Source organism: Streptomyces sp. LE64 (assembly GCF_052606915.1).
The window spans coordinates 818,132-836,005 of sequence record NZ_CP199708.1 but is presented as its reverse complement, the minus strand read 5'-3'; the positions used below and the strand labels follow the sequence as shown (position 1 = coordinate 836,005).

The window sequence follows — 17,874 nt, the reverse complement described above, 5'->3', positions numbered from 1 at the left end:
GGACAGACCCTACGGCCCGCCACCGACACCAGGACGCATACCATCGACCACGGCCCCCCGCGCACTGCATGATCGGGGGCGAGGGACACCGAACGAGGGGACACCGTGACTGAGAGCGGCGGGAGCGGTCAGCCGCAGCCGGACAGCGACGCGGCGGCCGGACGGCCCCCGCACCCGGACCACCCGGACGTCACCCCCGACGCCCGGCCCGGTGCCGCACCCGCGGACGGGACACCCGCCCCCGACACTCCGGCGGCCCCCGTCGCGGCGACCCCGCCCACGGACCCCGACGACGGCCCGCCCCCTTCGAGCGGCCCCCAGCACGGCGGGCCCCCGGACCGGGCGCCCGGCCACCCGTACGCCCACACCCCCCCGCCGACCGATCCGCCCGCAGGCCCCGGGGCACCGGGGGCGGGCCCGGACCAGCGGCAACGGACCAAGGAGCCCGGCGGCGGCATCCTCATGGGCCGGCCCTTCGGGGTCCCCGTCTACGTCGCCCCCAGCTGGTTCCTGGTGGCGGCCCTGATCACCTGGGTCTTCGGCGGCCAGCTCGACCGCGTCCTGCCCGAGCTGGGCGGCGCCCGGTACCTGGTCTCCCTGTTCTTCGCCGTCGCGTTCTACGCCTCCGTGCTCGTCCACGAGCTCGCGCACACCGTCGCCGCCCTCCGCTTCAAGCTGCCGGTGCGCCGCATCCAGCTCCAGTTCTTCGGCGGCGTCTCCGAGATCGAGAAGGAGTCGGAGACACCCGGCCGGGAGTTCGTCCTCGCCTTCGTCGGACCGCTGCTGTCGCTGGTGCTCGCCGCGGTCTTCTACGCGGGCATGTTGTTCGTCGAGCCCGACACGGTCCCCGGAGTGCTGTTGGCCGGGCTGATGATCTCCAACCTGATCGTGGCCGCCTTCAACCTGCTGCCGGGCCTGCCGCTCGACGGCGGTCGGATGCTGCGCGCCGTGGTCTGGAAGATCACCGGCAAGCCCATGAGCGGCACCATCGCCGCCGCCTGGGTGGGGCGCGCCCTCGCCGTCTCGGTCCTGATCGGCCTGCCCCTGCTCACCCAGTCCGGTCTGCTCGGCCCCGCGTCCGACGACATCAGCGCGATGGACACGATCACCGACGCCCTGCTGGCCGCCATCCTCGCCGCCATCATCTGGACCGGGGCCGGCAACAGCCTGCGCATGGCCCGGCTCCGGGAGCACCTGCCCGAACTGCGGGCCCGCACCCTGACCCGCCGCGCCGTCCCGGTGGAGACCGACACCCCTCTGTCCGAGGCGCTGCGGCGCGCCAACGACGCCGGGGCCCGCGCCTTGGTCGTCGTCGCCCCGGACGGGGAACCGCTCGCCGTGGTCCGGGAGGCGGCGATCGTCGGCGTCCCCGAGCACCGCCGACCCTGGGTCGCCGTCAGCGGCCTCGCCCAGGACCTGACCGACGGGATGCGGGTCTCCGCCGAGCTGGCCGGCGAGGACCTCCTGGACGCCCTGCGCGCCACCCCCGCCACCGAGTACCTGGTGGTCGAGGACTCCGGCGAGATCTACGGCGTCCTCTCCGCGACGGACGTGGAGAGGGCCTTCGTCCGGGCCATGGCCCGCCCCTCCTGAACCGGGCCCGGGCCCGTCCGTGGTCCGAGCCCCCCGGGACGGCGGGTAGGCTGGTCACATGTCCGAACCGACCGGTGCCGCCCGCCGCCGCGGGCCCTTCCAGGTCGGGGACCAGGTCCAGCTCACCGACCCCAAGGGACGCCACTACACGTTCACGCTCGAAGCGGGGAAGAACTTCCACACCCACAAGGGTTCCTTCCCGCACGACGAGCTGATCGGCTCCCCCGAGGGCAGCGTTGTCCGCACCACGGGGAACGTCGCCTACCTCGCGCTGCGCCCCCTGCTCCCCGACTACGTCCTGTCCATGCCCCGCGGCGCTGCCGTGGTCTATCCCAAGGACGCGGGGCAGATCCTCTCCTTCGCGGACATCTTCCCCGGCGCCCGCGTCGTGGAGGCGGGGGTGGGCTCCGGCTCGTTGAGCAGCTTCCTGCTCCGGGCCGTCGGGGACCAGGGCATGCTCCACTCCTACGAGCGCCGTGAGGACTTCGCGGACATCGCCCGGCAGAACGTGGAGCGCTACTTCGGCGGCCCGCACCCGGCCTGGCAGCTCACCGTGGGGGACCTCCAGGACAACCTGTCCGACACCGACGTCGACCGGGTGATCCTCGACATGCTCGCCCCGTGGGAGTGCCTGGAGGCCGTCTCCAAGGCGCTCGTCCCCGGCGGCATCCTCTGCTGCTACGTGGCCACCACCACCCAGCTCGCCCGGACCGTGGAGTCCATCCGGGAGATCGGCTGCTTCAACGAGCCGACCGCCTGGGAGACGATGATCCGCAACTGGCACATCGAGGGCCTGGCGGTCCGCCCGGACCACCGCATGATCGGCCACACCGGCTTCCTGCTCACCGCCCGGCGCCTCGCCGACGGCGTCGAGCCCCCGATGCGCCGCCGCCGCCCCGCCAAGGGCGCCTACGGCGAGGACTACGCCGGCCCCAACGCCGATGGCGGCGCCCCCCGCTGAACCGCCAGCCCCGGCGCGTCGGTCACCCACCCAACGCCCGGACGGCTCCGTCGAGTTCCCGATCCCACGGGAGAACCCGGCGGAGCCGTCCGGGCGTTCAGTCGTTCCGTGCCCCGCCGTTCCCCGGCCCCGTGCGGGTGTGACACGATGCTGGCCACCCCACCGGCACAGCCCTCACAGGAGACACTCCTCGTGCAGCAACCCGCCGTTCCGGAACTGGCGCACACCCACACCCGGCCCATCCACTGGGTGGCCACCGCCACCGCGCTCGCCGGCGTGATCGCGGCCTCCTCCGTCCTGCAACCGGATCCGGCGACCGCCGTCCAGCCGGGGCGTTCCGCCGCCGAAGCGCCCCGCGCCCCGGGCCCCGCGCCCGACCCCGCCGACGTGACCTTCCCGATCGACTGCGGCCCGGTCACGGTCCGGGTGATCAAGAAGGCCACCGGTGACCTGGACGGGGACGGCAGCCCGGAGACCGTCGCCGTGGCGCGCTGCGACACCGCCATGGGGACCCCGCCGAACGGCGTGTACGTCCTCACCCGCGGTCGGGTGCCCGGAGCCGACCCCCGGGTCGTCGCGACCCTGGTCCGGCCCGCGGAGCGGCTCAACGTCGCCGAGCTGGGCGTGCGCGCGGGCTCGGTGACCGCGACGCTGCTCGGCTACTCCTCGCGCGACGTGCCCAACTGCTGCCCGGACGAGCGCCGACGCACCACCTGGACCTGGCGCGACGGCCGTTTCACGAGCACCGACGCGGGGACGGCCTTCGGGGCGTGACGGCGCCGGGAGGCGCTCAGGCCGCGTCGGGTCCGTACACCTCGACCCGGTCGGCCACCCGCCGCACGTGGATGCAGTCCCCGGGGCACTCCTTCGCCGAGTCGGCCACGTCCCGCAGCAAGGGCAGCGGCACCCTGGTGGTCGCGCCGGGCTCCTGGAGCAACTCGTCGTCGGCGCTCTTCACATACGCCAGCCCGTCGATGTCCAGCTCGAAGACATCCGGGGCGTACTGGACGCAGATGCCGTCGCCCGTGCACAGGTCCTGGTCGATCCAGACCTCCAGCTCGGCGCCGTCGCCTCCGAGTCCGTCCGACCGGTCCGCTTGCCCCACCGTCGTCGCTCCTGCCGTGTTCCCGATGCTCACCCGTCGAGGCCGTGCCCGCGGGTGCCTGACGACCGACCTTAACAACCGCCCGCGAGCAGGGCGGGAGCCCCCGGCCCGGGACACGGAGCGTGAGGTGCCGGGCATCCCCGCCGCTGGCGAAAACCCGGTCGGCACGGTGCTTCCGGGCCCGTGGCGCTCGTCACAGGAGATGCACCGTTTCGTCCGCCGAGGGGCCTGCCACCCCCACAAGTCGGCCGCAGTCTGTTGGGTGTTGACCGGTTCCCGGGCATACCCGGCCGCTTCCAGAGGTCATTCCGTGGGTATTCCCCTGGCGTGAGGGAGAGCGCAAGGGTGAAGATCGGACACACCCCCACGGTCTTTGTGATCTAGGGGTTTCAATCGTCACCCACCCAGGTAGGGTCAGGAAGCGTCCAGCTCCCTTTGGAGGAGGTGAGGACCGTGGCAGCCCACGACGACGACATGAACCGCGGCATCCGCCCGGGTCGAGGGTCCGAAGACCCGGCCGGTCAGATCGCCGATCTTGAGCAGGAGATCGCCGTACTGCGGCGCAAGCTCGCCGACTCACCGCGCCACACGCGGATTCTCGAAGAGCGGATCGTCGAGCTACAGACCAACCTTTCCGGTGTGTCCGCCCAGAACGAACGCCTCGCGAACACGCTCCGTGAGGCCCGCGACCAGATCGTGGCCCTCAAGGAAGAGGTCGACCGGCTCGCCCAGCCGCCGGCCGGGTTCGGCGTCTTCCTGACGGCCAACGAGGACGGCACCGTCGACATCTTCACCGGGGGCCGCAAGCTCCGGGTGAACGTGAGCCCGAGCGTCGAGGTCGACGGACTGCGTCGCGGCCAGGAAGTCATGTTGAACGAGGCGCTCAACGTGGTCGAGGCCATGACCTACGAGCGCGTCGGCGACATCGTCACCCTCAAGGAGGTCCTGGAGGACGGCGAACGCGCCTTGGTCGTCGGGCACACCGACGAGGAGCGCGTGGTCCGGCTCGCCGAACCCCTCCTCGACGTCACCATCCGCCCCGGCGACGCCCTCCTGCTCGAACCCCGTTCCGGCTACGTCTACGAGGTCGTGCCCAAGAGCGAGGTCGAGGAACTCGTCCTGGAGGAGGTCCCGGACATCGGCTACGAGCAGATCGGCGGTCTGGGCAACCAGATCGAGATGATCCGCGACGCGGTCGAGCTGCCCTACCTCTACCCGGACCTCTTCAAGGAGCACGAACTGCGCCCGCCCAAGGGCGTGCTGCTCTACGGCCCGCCCGGCTGCGGCAAGACCCTCATCGCCAAGGCGGTGGCCAACTCCTTGGCGAAGAAGGTCGCCGAGGTCACCGGTCAGGCCGCGGGCAAGAGCTTCTTCCTCAACATCAAGGGCCCGGAGCTGCTCAACAAGTACGTCGGCGAGACCGAGCGCCAGATCCGCCTGGTCTTCCAGCGGGCCCGCGAGAAGGCCAGCGAGGGCACCCCGGTCATCGTCTTCTTCGACGAGATGGAGTCCCTCTTCCGCACCCGCGGCTCGGGCGTCAGCTCGGACGTGGAGAACACCATCGTCCCGCAGCTCCTCGCCGAGATCGACGGCGTGGAGGGCCTGGAGAACGTGGTGGTCATCGGCGCCTCCAACCGCGAGGACATGATCGACCCCGCGATCCTGCGCCCCGGACGGCTCGACGTGAAGATCAAGATCGAACGTCCGGACGCCGAGGCGGCCAAGGACATCTTCGGCAAGTACCTCACCGAACGCCTCCCGCTCCACGGCGACGACCTCGGCGAGCACGGCGGCGACCGCGGCGCCACGGTCCAGGGCATGATCCAGACCGCGGTGGAGCAGATGTACGCCGAGTCCGAGGAGAACCGCTTCCTGGAGGTCACCTACGCCAACGGTGACAAGGAGGTCCTGTACTTCAAGGACTTCAACTCCGGCGCCATGATCGAGAACATCGTGGGACGCGCCAAGAAGATGGCGATCAAGGCGTTCCTCGAACAGAACCAGAAGGGTCTGCGGGTCTCCCACCTCCTCCAGGCGTGCGTGGACGAGTTCAAGGAGAACGAGGACCTGCCCAACACGACCAACCCGGACGACTGGGCCCGGATCTCCGGCAAGAAGGGCGAGCGGATCGTCTACATCCGCACCCTGGTCACCGGGAAGCAGGGCGCCGACACCGGCCGCTCCATCGACACGGTGGCGAACACCGGTCAGTACCTCTAGGCACGCCGCTCGGCTGCGGGCGGGCAGGGCCCCCCGCAGCCGACCGTGCGGCCGGCGACACGGCAATGACGGAAACGATCTCCCCGCTGGTGTCGAGCGGCATAGGCTCGACACTACCGCCGCGCCGCGCCGTGCGGGGACCGGCACCGCACGCCCAGTGGAGCACCGGCGGTACGTGAGCGCGGCCCCCGACCGGGGGCGCGCCGGGCAAGGAGGGCCGCATGACCGTACGGCGAGTAATGGGCATCGAGACGGAGTACGGCATCTCCGTCCCCGGCCACCCCAATGCCAATGCCATGCTCACCTCGTCCCAGATCGTCAACGCCTACGCGGCGGCGATGCACCGCGCCCGCCGGGCCCGCTGGGACTTCGAGGAGGAGAACCCGTTGCGCGACGCCCGCGGGTTCGACCTCGCGCGCGAAGCCGCCGACGTCAGCCAGCTCACCGACGAGGACATCGGTCTCGCCAACGTCATCCTGACCAACGGTGCGCGGCTCTACGTGGACCACGCCCACCCCGAGTACAGCTCCCCGGAGATCACCAACCCGCGGGACGCGGTCCTGTGGGACAAGGCGGGGGAGCGGATCATGGCGGAGGCCGCGGAGCGGGCCGCCCAGCTGCCGGGTGCCCAGCCCATCCACCTCTACAAGAACAACACCGACAACAAGGGCGCCTCCTACGGGACGCACGAGAACTACCTGATGAAGCGGGAGACCCCCTTCTCGGACATCGTGCGCCACCTGACGCCCTTCTTCGTCTCCCGGCAGGTCGTGACGGGGGCCGGGCGGGTCGGCATCGGCCAGGACGGCCACGAGCACGGCTTCCAGATCAGCCAGCGCGCGGACTACTTCGAGGTCGAGGTCGGCCTGGAGACCACCCTGAAGCGGCCCATCATCAACACCCGGGACGAACCGCACGCCGACGCCGAGAAGTACCGGCGGCTCCACGTGATCATCGGGGACGCCAACCTGTCGGAGACCTCCACCTACCTCAAGCTGGGCACCACCGCCCTGGTCCTGTCGATGATCGAGGACGGCTTCATCGCCGTGGACCTCGCCGTCGACCAGCCCGTGCGCACCCTCCACCAGGTCTCGCACGACCCGGGCCTACGACAGCTCGTCACGCTCCGCAGCGGTCGCACGCTGACCGCCGTGCAGCTCCAGATGGAGTACTTCGAACTGTCCCGCAAGTACGTGGAGGAACGGTTCGGGGCCGATGCGGACGAGCAGACCAAGGACGTCCTCACCCGTTGGGAGGACGTGCTGAACCGCTTGGAGAACGATCCGATGAGCCTCGCCGGCGAGCTGGACTGGGTCGCCAAGCGGGAGCTGATGGAGGGCTACCGGCGGCGGGACGGCCTCGACTGGGACGCCGCCCGACTGCACCTGGTGGACCTCCAGTACGCCGACGTCCGCGAGGAGAAGGGCCTCTACAACCGGCTGGTGGCCCGCGGCAGGATGAAGCGGATCCTGGACGAGGACGAGGTGGAGCGGGCCCGCACCAAGCCGCCGGAGGACACCCGGGCCTACTTCCGTGGACGGTGCCTGGAACAGTACGCCGACGACGTGGCGGCCGCCTCCTGGGACTCCGTCATCTTCGACCTGCCCGGTCGGGACTCGCTCCAGCGGGTGCCGACCATGGAGCCGCTGCGCGGAACGCGCCAGCACGTCGAGGCGCTCCTGGACCGGTGCCGCACCGCCGAGGACCTCGTCAAGGTGCTCTCCGGCGGCTGACCGGTGCCGGGACGCCGGCGAAACCGGGCCGGACGGGGCTGAAGGGCCCCGCCGCCGGGAATCATGGTGACGACCCCCTTCGTCGTACGGAGGACGGAGAGGACCGGGAAAACCGGGAGTACGGAACGCGGGGGCCGATGTCGGGCCCAGCTTGTAGGGTCTGATCTTGACCGATCGAACTGAGTCGGGCGAACCGAGCGGGGTGAGGGTTGATGGCGACCAAGGACACCGGCGGCGGACAGCAGAAGGCCACGCGCAGCACCGAGGAGACCGAGGAGCAGGCGCAGGACGCGCAGGCATCCGAGGACCTCAAGGAGCGCCAGGAGAAGCTGAGCGACGACGTCGACTCCGTCCTCGACGAGATCGACGACGTCCTGGAGGAGAACGCCGAGGACTTCGTGCGCTCCTTCGTGCAGAAGGGCGGGCAGTAGGAGCCGGGCGGGGCGGACGGACGAGCTCCGCCCCGCCCCGCCCGCGAGGGCGGGGCCGTGTTCCCAGGTGCGTGGCCGGACCCCGGCCACGCACCACCGTTTCCCCGACCGCGGGTCGGCCGACGGACGCGACCGGCCGGAGGACGGGTCGCGCCCGTGCGGACGCAGCCGTGCCGTCGTCCCGCCGCCACCCGCCGTTCCAACCGGCCCGACCACGCATGTGGATCACGGCTGTGAGGCGGGTAAGGTCCCTGGCGTACCGTGCTTCAACGGCAATTCGGCCATCGGCGAGTTGGGCGCCGATCCCGACACCGTCCGCAGGGCTGCCGCTTAACCTGGGAGGAATCTCGTGGAAGCCAACAACCGTGGCACCGGGCGTCTACCAGCTGCCTTCCTGACGCCGGGGTCGTCGTCCTTCGTGGACTTCCTCTCGGCGCACCAGCCGGATCTGCTTCCGGCCAACCGCGCCCTGCCTCCGGTGAAGGGGGCGATCGAGGCGCCGCACGGCACCACCATCATCGCCGTGACCTTCCCCGGTGGCGTGGTCCTCGCCGGCGACCGGCGGGCCACGATGGGCAACATGATCGCCCAGCGCGACATCGAGAAGGTGTTCCCCTCGGACGAGTACTCGGCGGTGGGCATCGCCGGCACCGCCGGCCTCGCCATCGAGATGGTGAAGCTGTTCCAGCTGGAGCTGGAGCACTTCGAGAAGGTGGAGGGCGCCCAGCTCTCCCTGGAGGGCAAGGCCAACCGGCTGTCCACGATGATCCGTTCCAACCTCGGGATGGCCATGCAGGGCCTGGCCGTGGTGCCCCTCTTCGCCGGCTACGACGTGGACCGAGAGCGGGGCCGGATCTTCTCCTACGACGTCACGGGAGGTCGGAGCGAGGAGCAGGGCTACGCGGCCACCGGCTCCGGGTCGATCTTCGCCCGCGGTTCGATGAAGAAGCTCTTCCGCGAGGACCTGACGGAGCAGCAGGCCACCACCCTGGTGGTGCAGGCGCTGTACGACGCCGCCGACGACGACTCGGCGACCGGCGGTCCCGACGTGGCCCGGCGGATCTATCCGATCGTGACCGTGATCACCGAGAACGGATTCCGCAGGTTGACGGAGGTCGAGTCCTCCGAGATCGCGCGTTCGATCCTGGAGCGGCGCCTGGAGCAGCCCGACGGCCCCCGTGCCGCCCTGCTCTGACCGCCTGCCGAAACCGTAACCACTCACAGGAAGGGGCGGACAGCCGGTGTCTACGCCGTTCTACGTCTCACCTCAGCAGGCCATGGCCGACCGGGCGGAGTACGCGCGCAAGGGCATCGCCCGGGGGCGCAGCCTGGTCGTTCTCCAGTACGCCGACGGCATCGTGTTCGTCGGTGAGAACCCGTCCCGCGCGCTGCACAAGTTCAGCGAGATCTACGACCGGATCGGTTTCGCCGCCGCCGGCAAGTACAACGAGTACGAGAACCTGCGGATCGGCGGGGTGCGCTACGCCGACCTGCGCGGCTACACCTACGACCGCGACGACGTGACGGCCCGCGGTCTGGCGAACGTGTACGCCCAGACGCTCGGCACGATCTTCTCCAGCTCGGCGGAGAAGCCCTACGAGGTCGAGTTGGTCGTCGCCGAGGTCGGGGACGAACCGGAGGGCGACCAGATCTACCGGCTGCCGCACGACGGGTCGATCGTGGACGAGCACGGTTCGGTCGCCGTCGGCGGGAACGCCGAGCAGATCAGCAACTACCTGGACCAGCGTCACGAGGACGGCATGTCGCTGGCCGCGGCGCTGCGGCTGGCGGTGCAGGCGCTGTCCCGGGACACCAACGGGACCGAGCGGGAGATCCCCGCCGAGCGCCTGGAGGTGGCGGTCCTGGACCGCGCCCGCCCCCAGCAGCGCAAGTTCAAGCGGATCGTGGGGCGCCAGCTCGTCCAGCTGCTGGAGGAGGGCGCGCGGCCGGACGGCGGGGCCGGGGCGACGGCGAAGGACGCCGCGGCCGCCGACGCAGCGGCGAAGGACGAGGACGGGGCGCCCGACTCCGAGGCGTAGCCCCCGCGCACCGAGGGCCCCGGCCGCAGCCGGGGCCCTCTTCGGCGTGTGTGCTCAGACCCCGGGCGCGGTGCCCGTGGACCCCCGGGGCACCAGGGCGACCGGCAGGTTCACGGGGGGGAACCGCTCGTCGTCCAGCAGGGCCAGCAGCGCCCGCATCCCCTGGGCGCCGACCTCCTCGGCGGGCAGCCGGACGGTGGTCAGTTCGGGGTCGACGGCGGTGGCCAGGGACAGGTCGTCGAAGCCGGTCACGGAGAGGTCCTCCGGCACTCGCAGGCCGAGGCGGCGGGCCGCCTTGAGGACGCCCGCGGCCAGGAGGTCGCTGTCGCACACCACCGCGGTGGGCCGGCGATCCGCAGGTCGGGCCAGGACGCCCTCCGCGGTGGCCCGGGCGGCGTCGACGCGGAGCGGGGCGACCACCCGCCCGGGCCGCTCCACGGAGCTGCCCAGGGCTTCGGCGAGGGCCCGGGCGCGCACCCGGAAGGTCCAGGAGTCGACGTCGGCGCCCAGGTGCAGCACCCGACGGTGCCCGAGGGCGAGCAGGTGCGCGGCCACCTGCCGCAGGCCGTCCGCGACGTCCACGTTGACCACCGCCGCCCCCGGTTCGGCGGCGGGGTCGGAGTCCAACATGACCAGGGGCAGCGCATCGCCCCTGATCGCTGCGACCGCGTCCGGGGTCATGGACGAGGCGATGACCCCGTCCAGGGCGGCCCGGGCCGAGGCGAAGGGGTCGGGGGCCTCCTCGGAGACGGTGTCGAAGGGGTACAGCACGACGCCGAAGCCGTGTTCGGCCGCCACCCGGGCGGCACCCGCGTGCACCCCGGCGAAGAAGTCGCTGCTGAGCACGGGCACGACGAGGAGCGCCGTACGGGTCCGGCCCAGCCGCAGGGTGCGGGCGGCGGCGTTGGGGCGGTAGCCGAGGTCGCGCGCGGCGGCGCGCACCCGCTCGGCGGTCGCCTCCGCGACCCGCCCCCGCCACTTGTCGCCCAGGACCAGCGAGACGGCCGCCTGCGAGACCTGCGCCGCCCGGGCGACGTCCCGGCTGGTGGGCCGGGCGCCGGGCGCCGGGCGCCGTCTCCCCGCGGTCGCCTCCTGACCGCCGGGGCCCTGGGTCCTCATCGTCGTCTCCTGCCGTGCGGTGCCGTCCTGCCCGTTCCCGCCGGGCCGCCCGGTCGGGAACGGCCGGAACGCGGGTGGACCGCCGGATTGCTCACATGGTACGTATGCGGGGCTGACGTTATACGTAACACTTCATGGGTGGGGAGGGCCGACATGGCCTGGGGGTACGGCGAGATATTCCGGGCGCGGCACGCCGCGCGGCTGCTGGTCGGCACCCTCGTGGGAAGGCTCCCCAACGCCACCGCCACCATCGCGATCCTGCTGCTGGTGCGCGCGGAGGGCGGCAGCTACCGGCTCGCGGCCGGCCTCGCGGCGGTCTACGGGCTGACCCACGCGGTCGGTCAACCCCTCCTGGGCCGGCTGGTGGACCTGCGCGGCCAGCCCGGCGTCCAGCTGCCGGCCTCGCTGCTGTCTGCGCTCGGCGCCGTGGTCCTCGCCCTCGTCGGCACCGACCCGCTCCCGGTGGCGTACGCGGCGGTCGCCGTGTCCGGGTTCTTCGCACCGCCGCTGGAGGGCGGGTTGCGGGCGCTGTGGCCCTCCGTGCTGCCCCACGAGGGCCAGGTGCACCGGGCGTACGCGATGGACGCGGTGGCCCAGGAGGTCATGTTCACCCTCGGACCGCTGCTGGTGACCCTGTGCGTGGCCGTGTGGTCGCCCTCGGTCGCCCTGCTGGTCATCAACGCCCTGGGGGTGCTCGGCGCGCTGTCCGTGGTCACCTCCCAGCCGTCCCGCGCCTGGCGCTCCGCCCCGCGCGAGGCCCACTGGCTGGGGGCGCTGCGCTCGCGCGGACTGCTCACCCTGCTGGCCGCCTTCCTGTGCGTGGGCGCCGCCCTGGGCGCCATCGCGGTGGCGGGCTCCTCGTACGCGGAGGGGCGCGGCGGGGGCGCGGTGTACGGCTGGCTGATGGCGGCCGTCGGCTTCGGCGCGCTGGTCGGCGGCGCGGTGTACGGGGCGCGCCCGTGGGCCGGAGCCCCGGAGCCCCGGCTCCGGGTCCTGGTGGGGCTGCTGGCCGTGTGTTACCTGCCGCTGACCCTGGTGCCCGGACCGGTGGCCATGACCCTCCTCAGCGCACTGGCCGGGGTGTTCCTGGCGCCCGCGCTGGCCTGCGCCTTCGTGGTCGTGGACCGACACGCCCCGGTCGGTACCGTGACCGAGGCGTTCTCCTGGTTGGTCACCACGTTCAGCGTGGGCGCCGCGGTGGGGACCGCCGTGGCCGGGCCGGTGGTGGAGTGGGGCGGTGCCCGGGCGGCGTTCGCGGTCCCCGCCGCGGCGGGGACCGTCGCGCTGCTGGTGCTCCTCCTCGCCCGGAGCGCCCTCGCGGCCGTGCCGCGTGCGGTCACGGTCACCACCGTGGCGGTCGGGACTGCGGAAAATGATCGGAACGGTACGGCCGAACCCGGTTTCAGTAACGGGCATCAGGCGTAATGTTCAGTCATGGACCGCCGCATTTTCGGGCTGGAGAACGAGTACGGCGTCACATGCACGTTCAGGGGACAGCGGCGACTGTCCCCCGACGAGGTGGCGCGGTACCTCTTCCGCCGTGTCGTGTCATGGGGCCGGAGCAGCAACGTCTTCCTGCGCAACGGTGCCCGTCTGTACCTCGATGTCGGATCGCATCCGGAATACGCCACCCCCGAATGCGACAACGTGACCGAACTGGTCACCCATGACAAAGCCGGCGAGCGCATTCTCGAAGGGCTGCTCGTCGACGCCGAACGCCGCCTGCACGAAGAAGGCATCGCGGGCGACGTCTACCTCTTCAAGAACAACACGGATTCGGCGGGAAACTCCTACGGGTGCCACGAGAACTACCTGGTGGCCCGGCACGGGGAGTTCTCCCGGCTGGCGGACATCCTCATCCCCTTCCTCGTCACCCGACAACTGCTCTGCGGCGCGGGCAAAGTCCTCCAGACCCCGCGCGGCGCCGTCTACTGCGTCAGCCAGCGGGCGGAACACATCTGGGAGGGTGTCAGCTCGGCCACGACCCGCTCCCGTCCCATCATCAACACCCGTGACGAACCGCACGCCGACGCCGAGCGCTACCGCAGGCTCCACGTCATCGTCGGCGACTCCAACATGTCCGAGACCACCATGCTGCTCAAGGTCGGCGCCACCGATCTGGTGCTGCGGATGATCGAGGCCGGCACCGTGATGCGGGACCTGACGCTGGAGAACCCGATCCGGGCGATCCGCGAGGTCAGCCACGACATCACCGGTCGGCGCAAGGTCCGGTTGGCCAGCGGGCGGGAGGCGTCCGCGCTGGAGGTCCAGCGCGAGTACTACGAGAAGGCCGTGGACTTCTGCGAGCGGCGCGGCATCCGCACCGGAACGGTCGAGCAGGTGCTGGAGCTGTGGGGCCGCACGCTGGACGCCATCGAGGCCGAGGACCTCGACCGGATCGCCACCGAGATCGACTGGGTCATGAAGTACCAGCTGATCGAGCGGTACCGGGCCAAGCACAGCATGAGCATGTCGAACCCGCGGGTCGCCCAGATAGACCTCGCCTACCACGACATCCACCGCCGCCGCGGCCTGTACTACCTGTTGGAGCGCCGCGGCCAGGCCGCCCGGATCTGCAACGACCTCAAGATCTTCGAGGGCAAGTCGGTGCCCCCGCAGACCACCCGTGCCCGACTGCGCGGCGACTTCATCCGCCGGGCCCAGGAACAGCGACGGGACTTCACCGTCGACTGGGTCCACCTCAAGCTCAACGACCAGGCGCAGCGCACCGTGCTGTGCAAGGACCCCTTCCGGTCCGTCGACGACCGGGTGGAGAAGCTGATCGCCGGCATGTGACCGGCCCGGGGGGCGACCCGGCGGCCGCACCGGCCGTCCGGTCCGGGTGGGTCGGAACGCTCCGGGGGCGTCGCGCGTTCATCGTGCGGCGCCCCTTCCCCGTGGTGCCGCGTCGCCCACGGGCCCGGTGGAGCCGACCGCGGGCCGGAACGCCGCAGCGCGCGGGGAACTCAGTAAGGTGGCGCGACGCCAACCGCCAGAACGATCGATACGAGGCCCCCACCGTGCGCCGACGCTCACTCCTCCTCGCCGTGCCCGCCGGACTGTTGACGCTCGCCGGATGCGGTGACGACTCGTCCGACGGGGGCAGTGCGAGCGCGAGCTCGTCCCCCTCGACCAGCCCCTCGCCCCAGAAGTCCACGAAGATCGTGCCCGGCCCCCTGCCGGACGTCACCGCGGGCAAGGAGTTCGGCGAGAAGCCGACCGTGGCCAAGGGGCCGGGCGAGCCCTCCCCGGAACTCGCGGTGAAGACCCTCATCGCCGGCACCGGGACGGCCGTCGCCAAGGGGGACTTCCTCCAGGCGAACTACCTGGGCCAGATCTGGAGCACCGCGAAGGTCTTCGACAACTCCTACGACCGCGGGTCCCCCTCGGTGTTCCCGATCGGGGTGGGCCAGGTCATCCCCGGCTGGGACATGGCCCTGGTGGGCAAGAAGGCCGGCTCCCGGGTCGAACTCGCCGTTCCGCCCGGCCTCGGCTACGGCGAGGCGGGCAACGAGAAGGCCGGGATCAAGGGCACCGACACCCTGGTGTTCGTGGTGGACGTGGTGAACTCCTTCAACGGCAAGAGCTCGGTCAAGGGCAAGGCCGTCCCCCAGGAGGACGCGGACCTGCCCGAGGTGGGGACCAACACCAACGGCTCCGCCCCCGCCGTCAAGGTGCCCAAGACGGCCGCGCCGACCGGGCTGGTGTCGGAGTACGTCCTGGAGGGCGACGGCGACGTGGTCAAGGCCACCGACTCGCTCCTGGTCCAGTACAAGGGCGTGCTCTGGGCGGACGGCAAGGAGTTCGACTCCTCGTACCAGCGAGGCCAGCTCGCCCAGTTCGGTCTCGGCGAGGTCGTCAAGGGCTGGGCCCAGGGCCTCACCGGCAAGAAGGTCGGCAGCCGGGTCCTCATCGTGATCCCGCCCGCGCTCGGCTACGGGGACACCCCGCCGCAGGGCACCCCGATCAAGAAGGACTCGACCCTGGTCTTCTCGGTGGACATCCTCGCGAAGATGTAACACTGGGACGGTTGCCCATCCGTGCGAGCAGGAGTGAGTGAGTGAACATCGAGAAGCCCGAGATCGACTTCCCCGAGGGCGAGGCTCCCAAGGACCTGGAGATCGTGGACGTCTGGGAGGGCGACGGCAAGGTCGCCGCCAAGGGCGACTTCGTCTCCGTGCACTACGTGGGCGTGGCCTTCTCCACCGGTGAGGAGTTCGACGCGAGCTGGAACCGCGGCAAGCCGCTCCAGTTCCAGCTCGGTGCGGGCCAGGTCATCCCCGGGTGGGACCAGGGCATCCAGGGCATGAAGGTCGGCGGTCGCCGCAAGCTGACGATCCCGGCGCACCTCGCGTACGGCGACCGCGGCGCCGGCGGTCGGATCGCCCCCGGCGAGACCCTGATCTTCGTCTGCGACCTGGTGGCCGTCTGAGGACACCGCGGTCGCCCGCGAACGATCGCGGGCACGGGCCCACGCCTTCGGGCGTGGGCCCTCGGCTTTTCCCGCGACGCCCCGAAACGGTACGGTCGTCGGGCGGGTGGGCGAACGAGAGGACGTAGGGCGTCGATGGCCATCTCCAAGGCCGAGCGGCTGATGAATCTGGCGCTGTGTCTGCTCGGGACGCGGCGCCCCCTCAGCAAGCGGGAACTACGCGGCTCCATCGAGGCGTACATCGAGGCGTTCGGACCCGGTGAGGGCGCCCTCGGCAGCGACGACTCCTTCAACCGGATGTTCGAGCGCGACAAGGACGACCTGCGCGAGCTGGGGCTCGTCATCGAGACCGTCGAGAACCTCGACGGCGACGTCGGCTACCTGGCCCGCCGGGACAGCAACCGGCTGCCGCCGATATCCCTGGACGCCGAGGAGGCCGCAGCGCTCGGCCTGGCGGCCAAGGTGTGGCAGCAGGCCCGGCTCGCCGGCGCGGCCAGCGGCGCCCTCCAGAAGCTGCGCGCCGCCGGACTGCCCGACGAGGTCGACCCGCACGGCGGCCACAGCGCCCTGGAACCGCGCATCCCGGTCCACGAGGCCGCCTTCGAACCGCTGATGCTGGCCTGCCGGGACCGCCGCCCGGTCCAGTTCGACTACCGCAAGGCCAACGCCGCCCGCCCCGAGCCCCGCCAGGTCGAGCCCTGGGCCCTGGAGTGCTGGCGCGGCCAGTGGTACCTGGCGGGCTGGGACCGCGACCGGGAGGCGGAGCGGGTCTTCCGGCTCTCCCGCATCACCGGCCGGGTCCGTAGCCGCGCCGGCGCCTACCGTGCACCCGTGCCGGACGTCGTCACGGTCCGGGAGACCGTGGCCCGCTGGGCGGGGGAGGGCGCGGAGCGCAGCGCCCGCATCAGGCTGCGCGCCGGGGCCGGGTACCCACTGCGGGCCAAGGCGGAGACCGTCCGGGAGCTCGGGGACGGTTGGGACGAACTGGAGATCCCGTACGGGCACGGCCTCGACGCCTGGCTCGTCGAGTTCGGTCCCGACGTGGTGGTGCTGGAGCCCGCCGAACTGCGGGCCGACGTCGTGGACCGGCTGCGCGCCGTGGCCAAGGGCTAGAGGGGGAGACGTACCACCGTGGCAGGAAAGCCGGCCAGGCCCGCGCGCCCGGCGAACGCGATCGACCAGACCCGTCGGATGCTGTCCCTGGTGACGTATCTGCGCGAGCGGCCCGGTGCCCGGGTGGAGGACGTGGCACGGGCCTTCGGCATCAGCGAGGACGAACTGATCTCCGACCTCGACGTGCTGCCGCTGTGCGGAACCAGCTTCCGCGGCGGCGACCTCCTCGACATCGACACGGACGGCGACCGCATCTGGTGGCGCAACCCGCAGGCCCTCAGCGCCGAGGCGGCCGCTCCGCTGCGGATCTCCGCGGACGAGGCCACCGCGCTGCTCGTCGCCGCCCGGGCGGTCGCCACCCTGCCGGGGCTGCGCGAGGGCGACCGGCAGGCACTGCTGCGGGCGACCGCCAAACTGGAGGCCGCGGCGGGCGAGGCCGCCGCCCCCAGCGCCCGGCTCTCGGTCACCTTCGAGTCCGAGGGCGGGGTCTTCGCCGATGTGGACCGGGCCATCTCCGAGCGCCGCAGACTGTGGATCAGGTACTACTCGCCCGCCCGGGACGAGATCACCGAGCGGGAGATCGACCCCATCCGGCTGGTGAGCATCGGGCACACCTACGTGGAGGCGTGGTGCCGGCGCTCCGAGGCGCGGCGCACCTTCCGGCTGGACCGCGTGGTGGAGATCACCGTCCTGGACGAGCCGTCGGCGCCGCCCCAGGTCGAGCTGCGCGACCTCTCCCAAGCGTTGGTCCAGCCCGCGGCCGAGGACCCGGAGGTGGTGGTGGAGGTCGGGCCCGGCGGCCGTTGGGTCGCCGAGTACTACCCCCACGACCGTGCAGAGGAGCTCCCGGACGGCGGGCTGCGGATCACCCTGCGCACCCCGGACCCGGCCTCGCTGCGACGGCTCGCGCTCCGACTGGGCGGGGACGGGCGCATCGTCGCCCCCGAGGCGCTGGCCGCGAGCGCGTGCCGGGCGGCCCGTGACGCACTCGCCGCCTACGACCGGGGCGAGGGACCGCCCCCGGCCTCCGCCGAACCGCAGGAGCCAGCGCTGTGAGCACGCCCGTGGGCCCTGGGCCCGCCCCCGACGGACCGGCCCGCGCCGAGGCGTCCGAGATATCCGCCGTGC

16 protein-coding genes are annotated in these 17,874 nt (G+C 71.9%); 14 read left to right on the top strand and 2 right to left on the bottom strand.

All coding sequences use genetic code 11. The features are described 5' to 3' along the window. Positions 1 to 105: 105 nt before the first annotated feature. From ACSMX9_RS03660 to ACSMX9_RS03650, 3 genes are all read left to right on the top strand, one after another. Positions 106 to 1,593 carry a site-2 protease family protein gene (locus ACSMX9_RS03660; protein WP_445399921.1) on the top strand — a complete coding sequence of 496 codons (1,488 nt, stop codon included), beginning with the start codon at positions 106 to 108 and terminating at the stop codon, positions 1,591 to 1,593. A 58-nt stretch (positions 1,594 to 1,651) separates the two neighbouring features. Next, a complete protein-coding gene (locus ACSMX9_RS03655; RefSeq protein WP_445399919.1) occupies positions 1,652 to 2,554 on the top strand; it encodes a tRNA (adenine-N1)-methyltransferase in 903 nt (300 codons plus the stop codon). Between the two features lie 192 nt (positions 2,555 to 2,746). Next, positions 2,747 to 3,328: a hypothetical protein gene (locus ACSMX9_RS03650; RefSeq protein WP_445399917.1), complete on the top strand. Its 582-nt coding sequence runs from the start codon at positions 2,747 to 2,749 to the stop codon at positions 3,326 to 3,328. Positions 3,329 to 3,344: 16 nt separating this feature from the next. Here the strand turns inward: ACSMX9_RS03650 and ACSMX9_RS03645 are convergent, their stop codons facing one another. Further along, the gene (locus ACSMX9_RS03645) at positions 3,345 to 3,659 is read right to left on the bottom strand and encodes a ferredoxin (RefSeq protein WP_445399915.1); all 315 of its coding nucleotides are present in this window, start codon (positions 3,657 to 3,659) and stop codon (positions 3,345 to 3,347) included. 453 nt (positions 3,660 to 4,112) lie between these two features. Here ACSMX9_RS03645 and arc point away from each other — a divergent pair, with 453 nt between their 5' ends. The 5 genes from arc (at position 4,113) to prcA (ending at position 10,082) form a co-directional block, all read left to right on the top strand. Next, positions 4,113 to 5,879, top strand: a complete 1,767-nt coding sequence (arc, locus tag ACSMX9_RS03640) for a proteasome ATPase (RefSeq protein ID WP_445399913.1) — start codon at positions 4,113 to 4,115, stop codon at positions 5,877 to 5,879. Positions 5,880 to 6,100: 221 nt separating this feature from the next. Next, positions 6,101 to 7,612 carry a depupylase/deamidase Dop gene (gene dop, locus ACSMX9_RS03635; protein ID WP_351242628.1) on the top strand — a complete coding sequence of 504 codons (1,512 nt, stop codon included), beginning with the start codon at positions 6,101 to 6,103 and terminating at the stop codon, positions 7,610 to 7,612. Between the two features lie 212 nt (positions 7,613 to 7,824). Continuing rightward, positions 7,825 to 8,043, top strand: coding sequence for a ubiquitin-like protein Pup (locus ACSMX9_RS03630; protein WP_030782898.1), 219 nt, complete (start codon positions 7,825 to 7,827; stop codon positions 8,041 to 8,043). Between the two features lie 349 nt (positions 8,044 to 8,392). Further along, positions 8,393 to 9,238, top strand: a complete 846-nt coding sequence (gene prcB / locus ACSMX9_RS03625) for a proteasome subunit beta (RefSeq protein ID WP_445399911.1) — start codon at positions 8,393 to 8,395, stop codon at positions 9,236 to 9,238. A gap of 46 nt (positions 9,239 to 9,284) precedes the next feature. After that, positions 9,285 to 10,082 carry a proteasome subunit alpha gene (gene prcA / locus ACSMX9_RS03620; protein ID WP_445399908.1) on the top strand — a complete coding sequence of 266 codons (798 nt, stop codon included), beginning with the start codon at positions 9,285 to 9,287 and terminating at the stop codon, positions 10,080 to 10,082. Between the two features lie 54 nt (positions 10,083 to 10,136). On the opposite strand, the gene ACSMX9_RS03615 is transcribed toward prcA, so the two are convergent. Next, the gene (locus ACSMX9_RS03615) at positions 10,137 to 11,201 is read right to left on the bottom strand and encodes a LacI family DNA-binding transcriptional regulator (RefSeq protein WP_445399906.1); all 1,065 of its coding nucleotides are present in this window, start codon (positions 11,199 to 11,201) and stop codon (positions 10,137 to 10,139) included. 153 nt (positions 11,202 to 11,354) lie between these two features. On the opposite strand from ACSMX9_RS03615, the gene ACSMX9_RS03610 reads away from it, so the two are divergent. From ACSMX9_RS03610 to ACSMX9_RS03585, 6 genes are all read left to right on the top strand, one after another. Then, the gene (locus ACSMX9_RS03610; RefSeq protein ID WP_445402879.1) at positions 11,355 to 12,626 is read left to right on the top strand and encodes an MFS transporter; all 1,272 of its coding nucleotides are present in this window, start codon (positions 11,355 to 11,357) and stop codon (positions 12,624 to 12,626) included. Between the two features lie 9 nt (positions 12,627 to 12,635). Continuing rightward, positions 12,636 to 13,997 carry a Pup--protein ligase gene (gene pafA / locus ACSMX9_RS03605; RefSeq protein WP_366113632.1) on the top strand — a complete coding sequence of 454 codons (1,362 nt, stop codon included), beginning with the start codon at positions 12,636 to 12,638 and terminating at the stop codon, positions 13,995 to 13,997. Positions 13,998 to 14,221: 224 nt separating this feature from the next. Then, a complete protein-coding gene (locus tag ACSMX9_RS03600; RefSeq protein ID WP_445399904.1) occupies positions 14,222 to 15,220 on the top strand; it encodes an FKBP-type peptidyl-prolyl cis-trans isomerase in 999 nt (332 codons plus the stop codon). A 41-nt stretch (positions 15,221 to 15,261) separates the two neighbouring features. Next, a complete protein-coding gene (locus ACSMX9_RS03595) occupies positions 15,262 to 15,633 on the top strand; it encodes an FKBP-type peptidyl-prolyl cis-trans isomerase (RefSeq protein WP_445399902.1) in 372 nt (123 codons plus the stop codon). A 135-nt stretch (positions 15,634 to 15,768) separates the two neighbouring features. Next, the gene (locus ACSMX9_RS03590) at positions 15,769 to 16,746 is read left to right on the top strand and encodes a helix-turn-helix transcriptional regulator (RefSeq protein WP_366113630.1); all 978 of its coding nucleotides are present in this window, start codon (positions 15,769 to 15,771) and stop codon (positions 16,744 to 16,746) included. Positions 16,747 to 16,824: 78 nt separating this feature from the next. Further along, positions 16,825 to 17,802: a helix-turn-helix transcriptional regulator gene (locus ACSMX9_RS03585; RefSeq protein ID WP_445402878.1), complete on the top strand. Its 978-nt coding sequence runs from the start codon at positions 16,825 to 16,827 to the stop codon at positions 17,800 to 17,802. Positions 17,803 to 17,874 lie beyond the last annotated feature (72 nt).

Coding starts and splice junctions, on each gene's coding strand:
- ACSMX9_RS03630 (WP_030782898.1), top strand. CDS start 7,825: ATGGCGACCAAGGACACCGGCGGCGGACAGCAGAAGGCCACGCGCAGC.
- dop (WP_351242628.1), top strand. CDS start 6,101: ATGACCGTACGGCGAGTAATGGGCATCGAGACGGAGTACGGCATCTCC.
- ACSMX9_RS03610 (WP_445402879.1), top strand. CDS start 11,355: ATGGCCTGGGGGTACGGCGAGATATTCCGGGCGCGGCACGCCGCGCGG.
- ACSMX9_RS03655 (WP_445399919.1), top strand. CDS start 1,652: ATGTCCGAACCGACCGGTGCCGCCCGCCGCCGCGGGCCCTTCCAGGTC.
- ACSMX9_RS03615 (WP_445399906.1), bottom strand. CDS start 11,201: ATGAGGACCCAGGGCCCCGGCGGTCAGGAGGCGACCGCGGGGAGACGG.
- pafA (WP_366113632.1), top strand. CDS start 12,636: ATGGACCGCCGCATTTTCGGGCTGGAGAACGAGTACGGCGTCACATGC.
- ACSMX9_RS03585 (WP_445402878.1), top strand. CDS start 16,825: ATGCTGTCCCTGGTGACGTATCTGCGCGAGCGGCCCGGTGCCCGGGTG.
- ACSMX9_RS03590 (WP_366113630.1), top strand. CDS start 15,769: ATGGCCATCTCCAAGGCCGAGCGGCTGATGAATCTGGCGCTGTGTCTG.